The sequence below is a fragment of the Paraburkholderia sp. genome, from assembly GCF_049581445.1.
Lineage (GTDB): Bacteria > Pseudomonadota > Gammaproteobacteria > Burkholderiales > Burkholderiaceae > Paraburkholderia.
Map to the genome: position 1 here is coordinate 1 of NZ_JBAURZ010000003.1, position 16,513 is coordinate 16,513.

Annotated in this window: 15 protein-coding genes and 1 pseudogene; 6 read left to right on the forward strand and 10 right to left on the reverse strand. The window is 63.2% G+C overall.

The features are described 5' to 3' along the window. Positions 1–166 (reverse strand): annotated as a pseudogene (locus tag WCA85_RS00075) (UbiH/UbiF/VisC/COQ6 family ubiquinone biosynthesis hydroxylase); the annotation flags it as partial. Positions 167–187: 21 nt separating this feature from the next. After that, positions 188–1,600 carry an aminopeptidase P N-terminal domain-containing protein gene (locus WCA85_RS00080; protein ID WP_424060897.1) on the reverse strand — a complete coding sequence of 471 codons (1,413 nt, stop codon included), beginning with the start codon at positions 1,598–1,600 and terminating at the stop codon, positions 188–190. Positions 1,601–1,888: 288 nt separating this feature from the next. Here WCA85_RS00080 and WCA85_RS00085 point away from each other — a divergent pair, with 288 nt between their 5' ends. Then, positions 1,889–2,503, forward strand: coding sequence for a glutathione S-transferase (locus WCA85_RS00085; RefSeq protein WP_424060899.1), 615 nt, complete (start codon positions 1,889–1,891; stop codon positions 2,501–2,503). A gap of 40 nt (positions 2,504–2,543) precedes the next feature. Here the strand turns inward: WCA85_RS00085 and WCA85_RS00090 are convergent, their stop codons facing one another. From WCA85_RS00090 to WCA85_RS00105, 4 genes are all read right to left on the reverse strand, one after another. After that, positions 2,544–3,317: an FkbM family methyltransferase gene (locus tag WCA85_RS00090; RefSeq protein ID WP_424060901.1), complete on the reverse strand. Its 774-nt coding sequence runs from the start codon at positions 3,315–3,317 to the stop codon at positions 2,544–2,546. A gap of 320 nt (positions 3,318–3,637) precedes the next feature. Beyond that, positions 3,638–5,248 carry an FMN-binding glutamate synthase family protein gene (locus WCA85_RS00095; RefSeq protein WP_424060903.1) on the reverse strand — a complete coding sequence of 537 codons (1,611 nt, stop codon included), beginning with the start codon at positions 5,246–5,248 and terminating at the stop codon, positions 3,638–3,640. Positions 5,249–5,475: 227 nt separating this feature from the next. Next, the gene (mnmA, locus tag WCA85_RS00100; RefSeq protein ID WP_424060905.1) at positions 5,476–6,621 is read right to left on the reverse strand and encodes a tRNA 2-thiouridine(34) synthase MnmA; all 1,146 of its coding nucleotides are present in this window, start codon (positions 6,619–6,621) and stop codon (positions 5,476–5,478) included. After that, positions 6,618–7,151 carry an NUDIX hydrolase gene (locus tag WCA85_RS00105; RefSeq protein WP_424060907.1) on the reverse strand — a complete coding sequence of 178 codons (534 nt, stop codon included), beginning with the start codon at positions 7,149–7,151 and terminating at the stop codon, positions 6,618–6,620. The genes mnmA and WCA85_RS00105 overlap by 4 nt, the downstream gene beginning before the upstream one ends. A 205-nt stretch (positions 7,152–7,356) precedes the next feature. Here WCA85_RS00105 and WCA85_RS00110 point away from each other — a divergent pair, with 205 nt between their 5' ends. The 3 genes from WCA85_RS00110 to WCA85_RS00120 are packed head-to-tail and all read left to right on the forward strand — an operon-like array spanning position 7,357 to position 10,309. Further along, positions 7,357–8,499, forward strand: coding sequence for a Re/Si-specific NAD(P)(+) transhydrogenase subunit alpha (locus tag WCA85_RS00110; protein WP_424060908.1), 1,143 nt, complete (start codon positions 7,357–7,359; stop codon positions 8,497–8,499). Between the two features lie 35 nt (positions 8,500–8,534). After that, positions 8,535–8,861 (forward strand): NAD(P) transhydrogenase subunit alpha, encoded by a 327-nt coding sequence (locus WCA85_RS00115; RefSeq protein WP_424060909.1) that lies wholly within the window; start codon positions 8,535–8,537, stop codon positions 8,859–8,861. Further along, a complete protein-coding gene (locus WCA85_RS00120; protein WP_424060911.1) occupies positions 8,858–10,309 on the forward strand; it encodes an NAD(P)(+) transhydrogenase (Re/Si-specific) subunit beta in 1,452 nt (483 codons plus the stop codon). Before WCA85_RS00115 ends, WCA85_RS00120 begins: the two co-directional genes overlap by 4 nt. 133 nt (positions 10,310–10,442) lie before the next feature. Here WCA85_RS00120 and WCA85_RS00125 read toward each other — a convergent pair whose 3' ends face one another. Continuing rightward, a complete protein-coding gene (locus WCA85_RS00125; protein WP_424060913.1) occupies positions 10,443–11,183 on the reverse strand; it encodes a helix-turn-helix transcriptional regulator in 741 nt (246 codons plus the stop codon). 57 nt (positions 11,184–11,240) lie between these two features. Then, the gene (locus WCA85_RS00130) at positions 11,241–11,627 is read right to left on the reverse strand and encodes a VOC family protein (protein ID WP_424060914.1); all 387 of its coding nucleotides are present in this window, start codon (positions 11,625–11,627) and stop codon (positions 11,241–11,243) included. A 198-nt stretch (positions 11,628–11,825) separates the two neighbouring features. Here WCA85_RS00130 and WCA85_RS00135 point away from each other — a divergent pair, with 198 nt between their 5' ends. Both WCA85_RS00135 and WCA85_RS00140 read left to right on the forward strand, forming a co-directional pair. After that, on the forward strand, positions 11,826–12,143 hold the full coding sequence (locus WCA85_RS00135) for an ArsR/SmtB family transcription factor (protein ID WP_424060915.1): 318 nt from the start codon (positions 11,826–11,828) through the stop codon (positions 12,141–12,143). Further along, positions 12,136–12,591 carry an SRPBCC family protein gene (locus WCA85_RS00140; RefSeq protein ID WP_424060916.1) on the forward strand — a complete coding sequence of 152 codons (456 nt, stop codon included), beginning with the start codon at positions 12,136–12,138 and terminating at the stop codon, positions 12,589–12,591. Before WCA85_RS00135 ends, WCA85_RS00140 begins: the two co-directional genes overlap by 8 nt. 57 nt (positions 12,592–12,648) lie before the next feature. Here WCA85_RS00140 and WCA85_RS00145 read toward each other — a convergent pair whose 3' ends face one another. Then, entirely contained in the window at positions 12,649–13,938 is a 1,290-nt protein-coding gene (locus WCA85_RS00145; RefSeq protein ID WP_424060917.1) for a THUMP domain-containing class I SAM-dependent RNA methyltransferase, read from the reverse strand. Positions 13,939–14,023: 85 nt separating this feature from the next. Further along, the gene (locus WCA85_RS00150) at positions 14,024–16,129 is read right to left on the reverse strand and encodes a site-specific recombinase (protein WP_424060919.1); all 2,106 of its coding nucleotides are present in this window, start codon (positions 16,127–16,129) and stop codon (positions 14,024–14,026) included. Positions 16,130–16,513: the final 384 nt, after the last annotated feature.

The window sequence follows — 16,513 nt, forward strand, 5'->3', positions numbered from 1 at the left end:
GCGCGATCGACAGCGCCTGGGTCGCACTGCGGCGCGCCAGCCAGCCGGCCAGCGCAAGCCCGACCGGTCCTGCGCCGACAATGGTTACGTCGAAGTCCAACGTGCCGTCAGCGGTATCAGTCGCGAAAGGCTGCGGCGCGCCGGCTGGGCGAGAGGCGTCATTCATGGGCTTGTCGATTCCGTGCCGTTATGCCTCACGCGCTTTGCCGGCCGCCGCGTGGGCTTCCTGCATCAGCGCTTCGATTTCGTCTGCCTTGACGGGTACATCGCGCGTAAGGAGTTCGCAACCGTTCTCGGTCACCACGGCGTCATCTTCGATACGAATGCCGATATTCCAGTAGCGCTCCGGAACGTTCTCAGCGGGCCGGATGTAGAGGCCCGGTTCGATCGTCAACACCATCGACGCCCGCAGCGTGCGCGATGGCAACGCGCCCTGGACGTCTCGCGGTGCGCCGCGTTCGCGATAGTCGCCGCAATCGTGCACGTCCATGCCGATCCAGTGCCCGGTGCGGTGCATGTAGAACGGCGCGTACGCGCGTTCCTCGATCACCTCGTCGACCGACGAATACAGTGCGCGATCCAGGATGCCGGTATCCAGCATCCCTTGCGACAGCACGCGGACGGCCGCGTTGTGCGGGTCGTCGAAGGCGGCGCCGGCGCGCGTGGCGTCGATCGCGGCCTGCTGCGCGGCCAGCACGATGTCGTACAGTTCGCGCTGCGCGGGCGTGAAACGGCCGCTTGCCGGGAAAGTGCGCGTGATATCGGAGGCGTAGCCATCCAGTTCGCAGGCGGCGTCGATCAGGATCAGATCGCCGTCTTTGGCAATGGCGTTGCCGGCCGGATAGTGCAGCACGCAGGCATTCGCGCCAGCCGCGACGATCGAGCCATACGCCGGACCTTGTGCGCCGTATTTGCGGAACGTGTATAGCAGTTCGGCTTCGAGCTCATACTCGCGCACGCCGGGGCGGCATGCGGCCATTACGCGGCGATGTGCCAACGCCGAAATCTCGCCGGCGCGGCGCATGATCGACAGTTCGTGGTCATCCTTGAAGAGACGCATCTCGTCGAGCAACGGCAGCAGGTCATGGGCGGCTTGCGGCACAGCCACGCCGCTGCGGCCTTTGGCGCGAACCCCGTCGAGCCAGCCGCGCACCTGTTCGTCCAACTGCGCCGAGGAGCCGAGCGCGTAGTGTAGCGACGGCTTGTCCGCGAAGATCAGCGGCATCTGGGTGTCGATTTCATCGACGGGAAACGCCGCGTCGAAGCCGAACGCCTCGCGCGCACCCTCGGGGCCGAAGCGGAACCCTTCCCAGACTTCACGCTCGGCGTTCCTGGCGCGGCAGAACAGAATGGAAGCGGGCGCATCGGCTTGCGCGCTGGCGTCCAGCACGAGTAGCGCCTGCGGCTCGGTAAAGCCTGTCAGGTAATAGAAATAGCTGTCGTGCCGATAAGGGTAGTCGGCGTCACGGTTGCGCAGCACTTCCGGCGCGGTGGGGACGATGGCGACGCCACCACCTGCCGCGCGGAGGGCGGCGAGCACGCGCTCGCGGCGCTTGCGGTAGACGTCGATGGCGAGGGTGGGTTCGTTCGGCTGGTTCATCGTGCGATTGTAGCGCCCAATGGATTTATTTTTATCTGTGCGGGCGAGGGGCACGGCCTTGCCAGACCGGCGCCCGCTGTCCCCAGCGCGAGCGGCTGCAAGCTGCTGCGGTTCGAGCTTCGCCCGGGGCACTAGCCAAACGGTGGGCTGGACGAGACGCGCGCAAAGCCGCAATGTTGCTATCCGCCCACAGCTGCGCAGGGCGATGTTCCGGAAGGTGCGGGAGGGCTGCATTAACTGGCGCCAACCAACGTATACTTCCGCCCAATTTCAGGAAAGGCTACTGTGATGATGAAACTCATCGGTTCGTTCGCCAGCCCGTTCGTCCGCAAGGCGCGGATCGTGTTTGCGGAAAAGAAAATCGACTACAACCTGGTGCTCGAAAACGTTTGGGCACCGGATACCACCATCCATACCTTCAACCCGCTCGGCAAGGTGCCGTGTCTGGTGATGGACGACGGCGAAGCGGTGTTCGATTCGCGCGTGATCTGTGAGTACGTGGATACGCTGTCGCCGGTCGGCAAGCTGATTCCGGCGTCGGGGCGCGAGCGTGTCGAAGTGCGATGCTGGGAAGCGCTCGCGGACGGCTTGCTGGAAGCAGGGGTGCTGGTCCGTATTGAAGGCGTCCAGCGTGAAGCCGAACAACGCTCCGAAAAGTGGATCGCGCGTCAGCGTCATAAGATCGATCATGGACTGGTCGCGATGTCCCAGGGGCTAGGCAGCAAAACCTGGTGTGCGGGAAACCGGTTCTCGCTGGCCGATATCGCCGTGGGTTGTGCGCTCGGGTACCTCGACTTCCGCACTCCCGAGTTGAACTGGCGCGAACCGTATCCGAATCTCGACAAGCTTTTCCAGAAGCTGTCGCAACGGCAGTCATTCATGGATACGATGCCGTCAGACTGAGGGCACGCCGGCCAGTGCTTTCCCGTGTGCGGCGCAGCGCTCAACTCATCAGATGCGTCAACGCGTGAGTGGTCGAATCGGTCACTTCGGTGAACCCGCTGATTTCGAGGTCGAGTTCGCGGGGCAGCGCGAGCATGTTGCACGACACAACCCGTCCATAGATGTTGTCCGGCCGGCCGAAAAAATTATCCGGGTTGAAGAGCGGCGGTAAATGCCACCACAGCCGGTATTCCTGCGACCACAACCACTCGATCAGCGCCTGCGAGCGATCCAGACGGTCGTTCTCCACGTAGAGCGTAGGGCGGCAGCGCGCGAGCGTCTCCTGCGCGCCCTGCAGCGCCGCGAGTTCGAAGCCTTCCACGTCGAGTTTGATGAGGCCTACGCTGTGCGTGCGCAGGGCGTCGTCCAGCCTGACGCACGGTACGGGCAGAGTCCCAGCGCCTGGTTCGGTGTGCATCGCCACGCCGCCAAAATTGCCCAGCGCCTCGTAGTCCGGCTTCGCAAAGTAAAGCGTACCGGCGTCGCTGCCGCACGCATACGGCCATGCCAGCACGTTACTGATGCCATTGGCGGCGAGGTTCGCGCACAGGTTCTGGAAAATCACCGGCTGCGGTTCGAAGGCGACCACCACTTGATGATGTTGCTGCGCTTGGCGCGCTAGTGCGACTGTGTGCGCTCCGATGTTCGCGCCAACTTCGACGATAACGCCAGGGCGGACCAGTAACTGCCGCAATACCGCGGACTCCAGTTCGCAGTACTCGCCGTATTCGATCAGCGCGCGACCCAGATAGAAGTCGTTGGGATTGGCCAGCATCCAGCCGTGGCGGGTTTGAACCAGCGTTCTGTGTGCTGATAGGGAAAGCGAAGAGGCGGGCGTTGTGACCATATCTTGAATGGGGGACAAATGAACCCCCAAATGTACGATTCCGCGCGTCCGCTGTATATGAGACGAATTCTTGTGAAATCTTATGTTTTGGCGATGAAGTCGCCGGTAGATAAGACACGCCGCTCAGATACCGCCGTACGGGCATATGGCGGCATCGCATTTGTGTCTTTAACGAGGCCGCAGAAGTGCGGCTGGACATCTTGTGGCTGAGCGGTCGGGGAAGCCGTCGCGGTATGTCGTAACCTGGTTCAGGTTGCCGCCAGCTCGATCTTAGGCGTAAAAGCCTCGGCGCTCGCCATTGGCCACCATTTTTCGTACAGCTTATAGCGGTAGTTGCCGTTCAGCAGATCGTTCGGCTCCAGATATTTCAGCAGATCCGACATCAGGCTTACCTCATGTGACGACACACGTCGCACGATGTGGTGCGCACGCAGTTCCGCCGGATGCTTGAGCCCTGCGGCCTGAATGATTTCCTGGAGCGCGTGCAAGGTGTTGTGGTGGAAATTGAAGACACGATCCGACTTGTCCGGCACCACCAGCGCGCGCTGGCGGACCGGGTCCTGAGTTGTGACGCCGGTCGGGCAGCGGCCGGTGTGGCAGGTCTGCGCCTGAATGCAGCCCACCGCGAACATGAAGCCGCGCGCCGAGTTGACCCAGTCGGCGCCAATTGCCATTGTCTTGGTAATGTCGAAAGCGGTGATCATCTTGCCGCTCGCGCCGATGCGAATCCGTTGCCGCAGGCCGATGCCGACCAGCGTGTTGTGCACCAGCAGCAGCCCTTCCTGCAGCGGCACGCCGACGTGATCGGTGAACTCGAGCGGCGCTGCGCCGGTGCCGCCTTCCGCGCCGTCCACGACGATGAAGTCCGGCAGGATGCCCGTTTCCAGCATGGCCTTGGCGATACCGAAGAATTCCCATGGGTGGCCAACGCACAGCTTGAACCCGGTCGGCTTGCCGCCTGACAGGTTGCGCAGGCGTTCGACGAATTCCAGCAAGCCGCGCGGCGTCGAAAACTCGGAGTGAGTGGCCGGCGAAATGCAGTCGCGGCCCATCGGCACGCCGCGCGTCTCGGCGATCTCTTGCGTGATTTTCGCGGCCGGCAGTACGCCACCGTGACCGGGCTTGGCGCCTTGCGACAGCTTCACCTCGATCATCTTCACCTGCGGTTCCTGCGCCTGCTTCGCAAACTTGTCGGCGTTGAACGTGCCGTCATCGTTGCGGCAGCCAAAGTAACCGGAGGCGATTTCCCAGATGATGTCGCCGCCGTGTTCGCGGTGATACTTCGACATCGAGCCTTCGCCCGTATCGTGCGCGAAGTTGCCTTTCTTGGCGCCGAGATTCAGCGCCATGATCGCGTTAGCCGAGAGCGAGCCGAAGCTCATTGCCGACACGTTGAAGATGGACAAGGAGTACGGTTGCGCGCGGTCCGGGCCGACCACGACGCGGAAGTCATGACCGTCCAGTTTGGTTGGCGCGAGCGAATGGCTGATCCACTCGTGCGCTACCGCTTTCACATCGAGTTCGGTGCCGTATGGCCGGCTGTCGACGTCGTTTTTCGCCCGCTGATAGACGATGCTGCGCTGGGCGCGCGAGAAAGGTTTTTCATCCGTGTCGCCCTCGACGAAATACTGGCGGATTTCCGGCCGGATGAACTCGAACATGAAACGGAGATGGCCCCACAACGGATAGTTGCGCAGGATCGCGTGACGCTCCTGAGTCAGATCGAACACCCCCAATGCCACCAGCAGGACAGGGATGATGATCCAGAACCACGACAGGTGATGGGTCGCGGCGAGGGCTGCACAGGCGGCGAGCAGCACCACCGCACACCACATGGCCACATAGCGTCGAGAAAACATGGGGGACTCCGTTGCAGAAAGCGGCGAACCGCTGAGTTTTCTCGCAGTGGGATCGCCAGCTTCTGGCGCAGGCGGAATCCGCTGCGAGGTGTTATGGGCGAGTGCTTTTTTTGTGAAGGTGAAATGTATAACGCAAAGGGTTAGCCGGCGCGGCGCTGCCTATGCAGAACCAGGATGCGTCGGGTAGCCAGGTTCAACATAAGGTCCTCGACACGGCGGACGGCAGTTTAACGCGCCGTCAGCAGCGCGGCGCTGTGCGGCTGCCGCGTCACGGGTTGCGCGGTGGTCGCGTGTTCGATGATGCCGCCACCGAGACAAATCTCGCCATCGTAGAGCACCGCGGATTGCCCTGGTGTGACAGCCCACTGAGCGTCGTCGAAATTGAGCGCGAAGTGCCCGTTGGCTTCCCCGGACGTGCTGAAGGAGCAGGCAGCATCGGCTTGCCGATAGCGCGTCTTCGCGCCGCACGCAAAGCCGTCCGCCGGCGCCTCACCCGCGACCCAGCTCGTGTTGCCGGCGCTCAACGTGTGGCTGAGCAGCCAGGCGTGATCATGGCCTTGCGCGACGTAGAGCGTGTTCGACGCGATATCCTTGCCCGCGACAAACCACGGCTCGCCGCTGCCTTCCTTGCTGCCGCCAAGGCCAATGCCCTTGCGCTGGCCGAAGGTATAAAACGCGAGGCCGATATGCTCGCCGACCACGGTGCCGTCAGGCGTTTTCATTGGACCCGGCTTGGTGGGCAGGTAGCGGTTCAGGAAGTCGCGGAACGGCCGCTCGCCAATGAAACAGATGCCGGTCGAATCCTTCTTCTTCGCATTCGGCAGGCCGATCTGTTCGGCGATCTCACGCACCTTGGTTTTCGGAATCTCGCCCAGCGGGAACATCGTCTTCGACAACTGCGCCTGGTTCAGGCGATGCAGGAAGTAGGACTGATCTTTTGTGTGGTCGAACGCCTTCAGCAGTTCGAAGCGGCCTTCGACCTCGCGCACGCGCGCATAGTGGCCGGTCGCGATGGTTTGCGCGCCGAGCGACATGGCGTGATCGAGGAAAGCCTTGAACTTGATTTCGGCGTTGCACAGCACGTCCGGATTCGGTGTGCGGCCGGCTGCGTATTCGCGCAGGAATTCGGCGAACACGCGATCCTTGTATTCGGCGGCGAAATTGACCGCTTCGACGTCGATGCCGATCAGATCCGCCACCGAGACGACGTCGATCCAGTCCTGCCGCGTCGAGCAGTACTCGCCGTCGTCATCGTCTTCCCAGTTCTTCATGAACAGGCCGACCACGTCGTAACCCTGTTCCTTGAGCAGCCATGCGGTGACCGACGAATCGACGCCGCCCGACATGCCTACTACGACTTTCTGCTTGCTCATTGTGTGCCTGACTTGCTTGATCGGGTGGGCCCGACCGAATGCGTATGCACGAAGTCGAGCGGGAAACGCCGGCCTGCGAGGTAATCGTCGATACAGCGCATCACGAGCGGCGTGCGATGCCGCTCGGGACAGGCGCGCAACTCGTCGGCGCTCATCCACAGCGTGCGGACGATATCGGGATCGAGCGCGCGGCCCGCTTCGGGTTCACCACTGCTGCCGCAATAGGTAAAGCGCAGATAGGTGACGCCGTCTGCGGCGCTGGCTTCGGTTCCGTCGGCGGGGACGCGTTCTGGACGCGCGAAATGCGTCATATACACGCCAACCAACGCCTCGGGCGTGAACCGATGCGCGCTCTCTTCGAGCGTTTCGCGCACGACCGCTTCGGCGAGCGTCTCGCCCGCCTCCAGATGGCCGGCCGGCTGGTTGAGACGCAGCCCGTCGTCCGTATGCTCCTCGACGAGGAGAAAGCGTCCGTCGCGTTCGACGATGGCGGCCACGGTGACGTGTGCAGCCCAGGTTTCCGGATTCATGGGGCGGTATTTTACCGGGTATGGCGCCTGGCTGCCGGATAGCGGGCGGCCTCAGGTCACGAACTCCCGTCGCCTCCGGATTGACACTGATTCCGATTCGGCCCCCTGTTTCGGTTAAAGTGGCGAAGTAGCCGTTGCACTAGCAAGCCGGCGTGCCTCGTCGGCCGATCTGTGGGAACAACAGGAAGTCGAGGAGGAGTCAACGATGCACATCGGAGTGCCAGCCGAGACGCGAGCGCACGAAACACGCGTTGCCGCGACGCCCGAGACGGTCAAGAAGTACGTCTCACAGGGCCACCGGGTCACGATCCAGAGCGGCGCAGGAACCGGCGCCAGCTTTCCTGACGAAGCTTTCAGTGCGGCCGGCGCGGAAATCGTCGATGCGGGCGCCGCCTTTGGCGCCGACCTCGTCCTTAAAGTCCAGTCCCCGACGGATGCCGAACTGCCGCTACTGAAGCGCGGCGCAACGCTGGTCGGCATGCTCGATCCTTTCAATACGGAGAACTCCGGGAAGCTTGCTTCAGTCGGCGTGACAGCGTTCGCGCTCGAAGCCGCGCCGCGCACGACGCGCGCCCAGAGCCTCGACGTGCTGTCCTCGCAAGCCAACATTGCCGGCTACAAGGCCGTGCTGCTCGCGGCGGATATCTATCCCCGCTTCATGCCAATGCTGATGACGGCTGCCGGCACGGTGAAAGCGGCCCGCGTGCTGATCCTTGGCGCAGGCGTGGCCGGCCTGCAAGCGATTGCGACCGCGAAACGCCTCGGCGCGGTGATCGAGGCGTCCGATGTCCGTCCGGCCGTGAAAGAGCAGATCGAATCGCTCGGCGCGAAGTTTCTCGACGTGCCGTACGAGACCGACGAGGAGCGCGAAGCCGCCCAAGGCGTGGGCGGCTATGCCCGGCCCATGCCGCCTTCGTGGCTGACGCGCCAGTCCGCACTGGTTCACGAACGGGCCAAACAGGCCGACATTGTGATCTCGACGGCATTGATTCCGGGCCGTCCCGCGCCGACGCTGATCTCCGTGGAGACCGTGCAGGCCATGAAACCCGGCTCGGTGCTGGTGGACCTGGCGGCGGGCCGTGGCCCCGAGTACGAAGGCCGGCGCGGCGGCAACTGCCCGCTGACTGAAGCGGACAAGGTGGTCACGAAAAACGGCGTGCAGATCGTGGGTTACACGAACCTCGCATCGATGGTCGCCGCCGACGCCTCCTCACTCTACGCGCGCAATCTGCTCGACTTCCTGAAGCTGATCATCAACAAGGAAGGCGCACTGAACATCGACCTTGCAGACGACATCGTCGCGGCCACGCTGCTGGCCCGCGACGGTGAAGTCACGCGCAAGGCCTAAGCGAACCGAGAGAACACCTACCTGGGAGCACGGCGATGGAAGTCATCAACCACACCGTCATCAATCTGATCATCTTTATCCTGGCGATCTACGTGGGCTACCACGTGGTCTGGAACGTCACACCCGCACTGCACACGCCGCTGATGGCAGTCACCAATGCCATTTCGGCCATCGTGATCGTCGGCGCGATGCTCGCGGCGGGCCTCACCGTGGGCGACACGGGCAAGTTCTTCGGCACGCTGGCCGTGGCGCTTGCTGCGGTTAACGTGTTCGGCGGATTCCTTGTGACCAGACGAATGCTGGAGATGTTCAAGAAGAAAGAGCCGAAAAAGCTCACGACCGGCAAGGAGAAGGCGCAATGAGTCTGAACGTCGTCACTCTCCTTTATCTCCTCGCCTCGGTCTGCTTCATCCAGGCGCTCAAGGGGCTGTCGAATCCGAAGACGGCACGCATTGGCAACACGTTCGGCATGGCCGGGATGGCCATTGCGATCCTCACCACCATTGCGCTGATCTTCAAGCAGGCTGCGGGCCTGGGTTCGAACCTCGGGCTAGGGCTGGGCCTGCTGTTTACCGCGCTCATCGTGGGCGGCGCGATTGGCGCGTTCGTCGCCGCGCGCGTCGAGATGACCAAGATGCCCGAACTGGTCGCCGCCATGCATTCGCTGATCGGTCTCGCGGCGGTCTGCATTGCTTATGCGGTGGTCTCGGAGCCGTCAGCATTCGGCCTTGTCGATCCGGACAATCCGATCCCCGGGTTCCTGCCGTACGGCAACCGGATCGAACTGTTTATCGGCACGTTCGTCGGCGCGATCACGTTCTCCGGATCGGTGATCGCCTTCGGCAAGCTCTCGGGCAAGTACAAGTTCCGGCTCTTTCAGGGCGCGCCGGTCGTGTACGCGGGGCAGCATCTGATCAACCTGATGCTGGCAATCGGCATGGTCGGCTTTGGCGTGATCTTCTTTGTCACCCAGGCGTGGCTGCCGTTCATCATCATGACGCTGATCGCGTTCTCGCTAGGCGTGCTGATCATCATCCCGATTGGCGGCGCGGATATGCCGGTGGTCGTGTCGATGCTCAACTCGTACTCGGGCTGGGCGGCGGCGGGCATTGGCTTCTCGCTGAACAACCCGATGCTGATCATCGCCGGCTCGCTGGTCGGTTCATCCGGTGCGATCCTCTCGTACATCATGTGTCACGCGATGAACCGCTCGTTCTTCAACGTGTTGCTAGGCGGCTTCGGTGCGGAGCCGGGTGCCGCGGCCACTGGCTCGCAGGAGCAGCGGCCGGTGAAGGCGGGTTCGGCCGAGGATGCGTCGTTCATGCTGGGCAATGCGGAAACGGTGGTGATCGTGCCGGGCTATGGTCTGGCCGTGGCGCGGGCGCAGCACGCGCTGAAGGAACTCACCGACAAGCTGACGGAGAAGGGCATCGATGTGCGCTACGCGATTCACCCGGTGGCAGGCCGCATGCCGGGGCATATGAACGTGCTGCTGGCAGAAGCCGAGGTGTCCTATGACATGGTCTTCGAGATGGAGGACATCAACAGCGAGTTCGGTCAGGTGGACGTGGTGCTCGTCTTGGGCGCGAACGACGTGGTGAATCCGGCGGCGAAGACCGATCCGAATTCGCCGATCGCGGGCATGCCGATCATCGAGGCGTACAAGGCGCGCACGGTGATCGTCAACAAGCGTTCGATGGCGGCCGGTTACGCAGGGCTCGACAACGATCTGTTCTACATGGACAAGACCATGATGGTGTTCGGCGATGCGAAGAAGGTGATTGAAGATATGGTGAAGTCGGTCGAGTAACACGCTGACGCTGTGCTACCCGGGAGCATGTTGCTTCCGGGTAGCCGGCGGACGAAGCAGCGCACGCGGTGATCATCTTCCCTGTCACCCCAAACCACGCGGACCCTTCGCACCACGAAACGCCAAGGCGGATTTACCTCTGCTTCACTTCGACGTGCCGCAGATAATCGGCGAGACGTCTACCCTCAGTATCGGGAAAGGGCTCCAGCACCTGTAGCTGGCGAACTTGCTCGACGTCGAAATTGCGAAAGTCGCCCCGCAGTTCGCACCACGCGCCGATCGTCCAGCGCGCGCCCCAATACACCAGCCCCAGCGGCCACACGCGCCGCGCCGTATGCGCGCCGCGACGGTCGCAATACGCGAAACTCACTACGCGCTTGTCGTTGATGGCGAGGTGCATCGCGTCCACCTTCTCTGAGAAATCCCCCTTGATGTGAAACGACGGCGCGAAGATGGGCAGGCGCTCGAGCGTGGCACGTTTATCGGGGGGCATCGCCGAGGCGATCTTGGCCAGCGCGCCGCGCGCCCCCTTGGCGAAACTCGCGCCGCCCCATGTTTCGAGCATGCGGGCACCCGCCGCGAGCGCGGCGAGTTCATCCACCGTGAAGGTGAGCGGCGGCAGGCTCGCCGAGCGGCTTAACCGGTAGCCGATCCCGGCTTCCCCTTCGATTGGCACGCCTGATAACTGCAGGTCGCGCACATCCCGGTACACAGTGCGCGGGGAGATCTTTAGCCACTCGGCCAGTTGTTGGGCCGTCGTGAGACGCCGGCCGCGAAGCAGTTCGGCGATCTGGAACAGGCGGTCGGCGCGGCGCGTCATCGTTGGCGTCTTGTAGAGGGGAGCGGAGATATTCCCGCGATGATAGCCCCGCACGAAGCCGCCGCGCGAGGAGGAGCCGTCCCAATGACCGCCGTGGGACTGCGCGCCCGTTCAACCGTTGGTCGGCGAATGCAGCCCGATGCGGTTGCCTTCGGAATCGATGATGAAGCCGATATAGCCGATTCCACGCGGTAATTCGATCACGGGTCCCTGCACCTTGCCGCCGGCCTGTTCTGCGCGCGCCAGCACCGCATCGACGGTCGGCTGCGCGTTCAGATAGACCACCACGCCGTCCGCGGACGGTTTGGCCGTCGGACTGGAAATGATGCAGCCGCCTGTGGATGGCTCGTCGTACTGGAAGATCCCCAATGGCTGGCCGCCGACATCCTCGCGACGCAAGGTGGTACCGAGCGCGGTCTCATAGAAGCGAACAGCGCGCTCGAAATCAACGCAAGGAATTTCGAACCACGAAACGATATGGGAAGTAGCTGATGACATGACGGTCTCCTGACGGTTTGGCGGATTGACGTTGCGATTCAGGGGTTGCGATGCGCCCGATGGCGTGAGGAGGAGTGTGCGGCGGGGCTACTGACAACGTTCTGTCAGTAGCCTTGTTGCGTATGCCAATCGGACGAAGATCATCTTGACATGCAACCATAAGGTTGCATAATAAGGCACAACCCCATTTGGATCTGCATGGACCTCGTATTCAAGGCGCTCGCCGACTCCACCCGCCGACAACTGCTCGACCTGCTGCACGCACGCAACGGTCAGACGCTTGGCGAACTATGCGAGGGGTTGGCTATCAGCCGGCAGGCGGTCAGCAAGCATCTGGCGTTGCTGGAGGCGGCCAATCTGGTCGCCACGGTCTGGCAGGGTCGCGAGAAGTTGCATTACCTGAATCCGGTGCCGATTCACGAAATCAGCGAGCGCTGGATTGGCAAGTTCGAGCGCACGCATCTCGATGCGCTCGCGCACCTGAAGCAGAAGCTCGAAGGAGAAGATCATGACTGAAGCAGCAGCCTGCGCCTTTGTCTACGTCACCTTTATCCGCACCACGCAAGAGCGCTTATGGCAGGCGCTGACGAGCGTGGAATTCACGCGGCAGTACTGGTTCGGCATGCATCAGGAGAGCGAATGGAAGGTAGGGGCGTCGTGGCAACTGATGTTTCCCGATGGGCGAGTGGCGGATACCGGTGAGGTCGTGGAAATCGACCCGCCCCGACGCCTCGTGCTGCGCTGGCGCAATGAATTCAGGCCGGAACTGAAAGCCGAAGGTTATTCGCGCTGCACGATGGAACTCGAGCCAAAGGACGAAGCCGTGAAGCTGACCGTCACGCATGTGATAGACCATCCGGAGTCGAAATTCATTGGCGCGGTATCCGGCGGTTGGCCGTTGATTCTGTCCAATCTCAAATCGCTGCTTGAAACCGGGCGCGTCGCGGTGGAGACGAAGGCTTGAGGCGGGGTGTGGGAAAGGCCGTGGCGCTTGCGTCCACGGCCTTGAGGCGATGCCTTGTCAGGCTGGCGGCGTATCGTTATTGGCCGGCCGTTGCCGCACGCTGCCGGCAATCAGATCGAAGCGGAACAGGCGGCATTCGAGCGCGCCGTTGAACAGCGGCGTTTTGGTCGATTCGCGCAGCCGCAACTGACCCGGCAGCTTTCGATCCGACGTGAGGATAAACGCATGCCAGCCGGTGAAGCGCTGCTTGAGCGCATCGCCGAGCGCCTGGAAGAATTCGCTGTCCGGCGTCTCTTCGTTAGCGCGCCGGAAACTTTCGTCATCGCGGCTTTGGCGGCCGGTCTCGCGGACCTCGCCACGTGCATTGCGTCCACGCACTTCGATCCGTTCACCATACGGCGGATTCGCGACGAGGATGCCCGGCTCAGACGACGGCGGCGTCATGCCGCGTGCATCGACCTGCTTGAGCGCGAACGACGGCAAACCGGCCCGCTCGAAGTTGGCGCGCGCCTTGATCAGCATGTCGCCGGAAATGTCGCTGCCAAAAATCTGCAGATCGGCCCGCGATGCACGCGCGGCATGCTTCGCGTCCAAGGCGGCGGCCTTCAGCGTTTGCCAGGCCTTCGAGTCGTATTGCTTGAGCTGCTCGAAACCAAAGCGGCGCTCGGCGCCTGGCGCGATATTCAGCGCCACCTGGGCGGCTTCCGCGAGGAAAGTGCCGCTGCCGCACATCGGGTCGTACAACGGGGTGCCGGGGGTCCAGCCAGTCAGGCGCAGGATGCCTGCCGCGAGATTTTCACGCAGCGGTGCCGCGCCCTTGTCGAGGCGCCAGCCGCGCTTGAAGAGCGGCTCGCCCGAGGTGTCGAGGTACAGCGTGCAATCGGTGGCGGTGAGGAAGGCAAACACGCGTACGTCCGGTGCGGCCGTATCGATGTTCGGCCGCGCGCCGCTCACGTCGCGCAGGCGATCGCAGATGGCGTCCTTGACCCGCAGCGTGGCGAATTCGAGGCTGCGAAGTGGCGATTTGATGGCGGTGACGTCCACGCGCAGGGTCTCATTCGCCGAGAACCACTGTTCCCAGCGCTGTTCGAGCGCGAGGGCGTAAATGTCCTGTTCGCTGCGATACGGCCGGTGGGCGATCTTCAGCAAGACGCGGCTGGCGAGGCGGGAATGCAGATTGGCCGCCATCCCGGCAGCCCAGCCGCCGCGGAAATGCACGCCGCCCGGCACCTGTGCGCCGGCTGTGAACGGCGCGCCGTTCAGATGGCGCGCGGCAATTTCGGCGAGTTCGGCCGCGAGCGCGGCTTCGAGGCCGCGTGGGCAGGGGATGAAGAAATCGAAGGACATTGAAGTTGCCGGGAGGCGTTGAATAAGGCGCTATTGTACGCGGTCGGGGTGCGGGCTCAGATGGATGGCCCCATCCCCGCAACGTTTAGTGCCCCTTGCCCGTGACACTCTCCGGCCACACCAGATCCAGCGGCCGCCGGAATATCCGGCGCCAGATCGCAATGCGCAGCGGGCGCACGTCCTTGCGCCGCAGATCGCGTGAACGCACCGCCATATAAAACGCCAGCGCAAAACTGACGGTCACGTTGAGAATGGCCATGCTGAACACGCCGGCCAGGGCCCACCAAAACTCCGGCAGGTCCAGCGCGTCCCTGCCCAGCACGCCGAGCGCCACACCGATCGAGCCGGAGGATAGCGTAACGTGCCGTACCTCGAATGCGAACGCAAACGCGGTGAGAATGGCGGGGACGAGTCCGAGCATGAGACCGAGCGTGATATTGCCGACCACGCCTGCCACGTTCGAGCGGCAGAACTTCGCGAGGCGCGCGGCGCCGGCTACGCCCAGCGTCATCCGCAGGCGGCGGTTGTAGCTGATGGCGTCGGCGACCCGGTGCAGCACGAACCAGTTATCGGCCCAGCCCGCGATCAGACTTGACGACCACAGCAGCACGCCTGTCAGCGCGGCGTAAAGGGGCGTGGGACCGATCAGCGAGAACGAGTGCAGGGTGGCGTGGGCCTTTTCCGGCGAGATGATGTTCGCGTGGAATACAGCGTGCCATAGCAACTGCACGCCCAGACAAACCGGAAACACCAGCATGACATTGCCGAGTACCGCTGCGGCCTGAGTGCGGATCAGCGCGACCACCGAGCTCACAAAACTCTCCACCCCTTCCGGCGTACCCGCGCCGTCGAGCTCTCGCGCGATAGTCGGGGCGGTCATGGCTGGCTGCTTGGTGGCGAGCGAAAAATGCAGGAAGTGCATCAGCAGAAAGCTGGCTGCGTAGTTGATGCCCGCCAGAAGCCCTTCCACCATCGCGTGCAGATGTACGCCGGTGATCGCGAACTTCACGCATACCGTGACCACCGTGACGAGGCCGCCGCCCGCTGCCATGCGCAGCATCTTCAGATACTCGGCACGATCACGAGCGATGTAGTGCTCACCCGTGTCGGCGCTGTATTCGACCACCTTGCGCGCCAGCAACGAGAAGTTGCTGCGAATCAGATGCGCGACGCTCTGGCTCGCGAAATTCGCCTTCACCAGTTCGGCGGCCAGGCGCGAGCCGGCGTGGGGATCGTCGAAGGCCATCCACGCGTCCAGCAGGTGTTCGGCGCGCAGGATGCGCATGCGCATGCGTTCGACCTGAAACACGATATCCACGCTCACGCCGTTGCGGTACAGGTGGGCAAAGACGTTGTCCGTAGCGATCCGGCATTCGTCGAGCAGCACCCGCAGATAGTTGACCTCGTGCAGCAGCTTGCCGGGTTCCGCACCTGCTTCGACCGCCTGATGCGCGGTCTCGACGGCGAGCATCGCACGGGTGAGCCTGTAAAACGGCTGCTTCTCCATGGCGACCCGCGCGTCGGTGTCGCCCAGACGGCTGCGTACCGTTTGTGACAGCCCGGTAGAGCTGATCTGGCAGGTCAGGTTATGCAAGGCCGCGAGCAGATCTAGCGACAGCGAGCCGGCCGATTGCGGGTCGCTCGCGTCACGCTCGTAGTCGAAGAGGTCGCGAATGCGGGTCAACAGGTCGGTCGGCAACGCCGCGATCCATTCGACGTCATGGTTCGACGTGAACATCAGTGTGAAGATCGCGGCCAGATCGCGGCGGTTCGGCGCGGGCGGAATCAGCGACGATTCGAAACGTTCGAACAGCGCGCCGAAAAACGCCGAATGCACCGGCATGCCAGCATCGCACAACAGCGAGATGCCGTCGCTCTCGCGCAGCAGAGCGCGCAGAATGCCGGCTACATTCGCCTTCCACTCTGGGTTGCGGTCGAGCACCTGCAGGATGTAACGCAAGCGGGCGTGCTCCGGAAGGCGGCGCTCTTCGTCGGCGGGGACTTCCTGCGTAGTGGGCTGCGGCTGTACCTTGCCGCGACGATGGATCCAGTGCGCCAGCTCGATCAGCCACTCGCTGCGCTCGGCGTAAGACGCGTGCTGATCTGCAATCGCCAGCAGCGCATCGAGCTGATGGCCGCTGTTGCGCGACGCACGCCATTTCTTGACAAGGGTCTGGATGGAACGAAACATGAACGGTTCAGTGCGCGGGGAACAGCGGTTGCGTGGCGGTTGTGTGCCACGAGTCCCTCAGGATCGCTAAACACAGAGAGTTCGACAAGCTAGCCAGATGGCCAGACGCTGATGACTTCGGCCAGCGTCAATCACGCACGTAAAGCTGTCCACGCGGCTGCCGGTGACGGGGCATGCCGTCTGCACGCCCTGCGCGCTCGAGAGGTGCCCCGTGGCGTTCCACCAAAAGACTTGCCACGCCGCCGCCTGTTCATGTGCGCCAGCAAACCTGCTGGAACATCAGGCCTCCCAGAGGCTGGCGGCGGCTTGCTGCTGAATCAGCCGTTCGTGCCTGCAGCCGCGCCGCTCACGGAGGCGCTCGGCTCGGCCAAGGCCGGGCAGGGC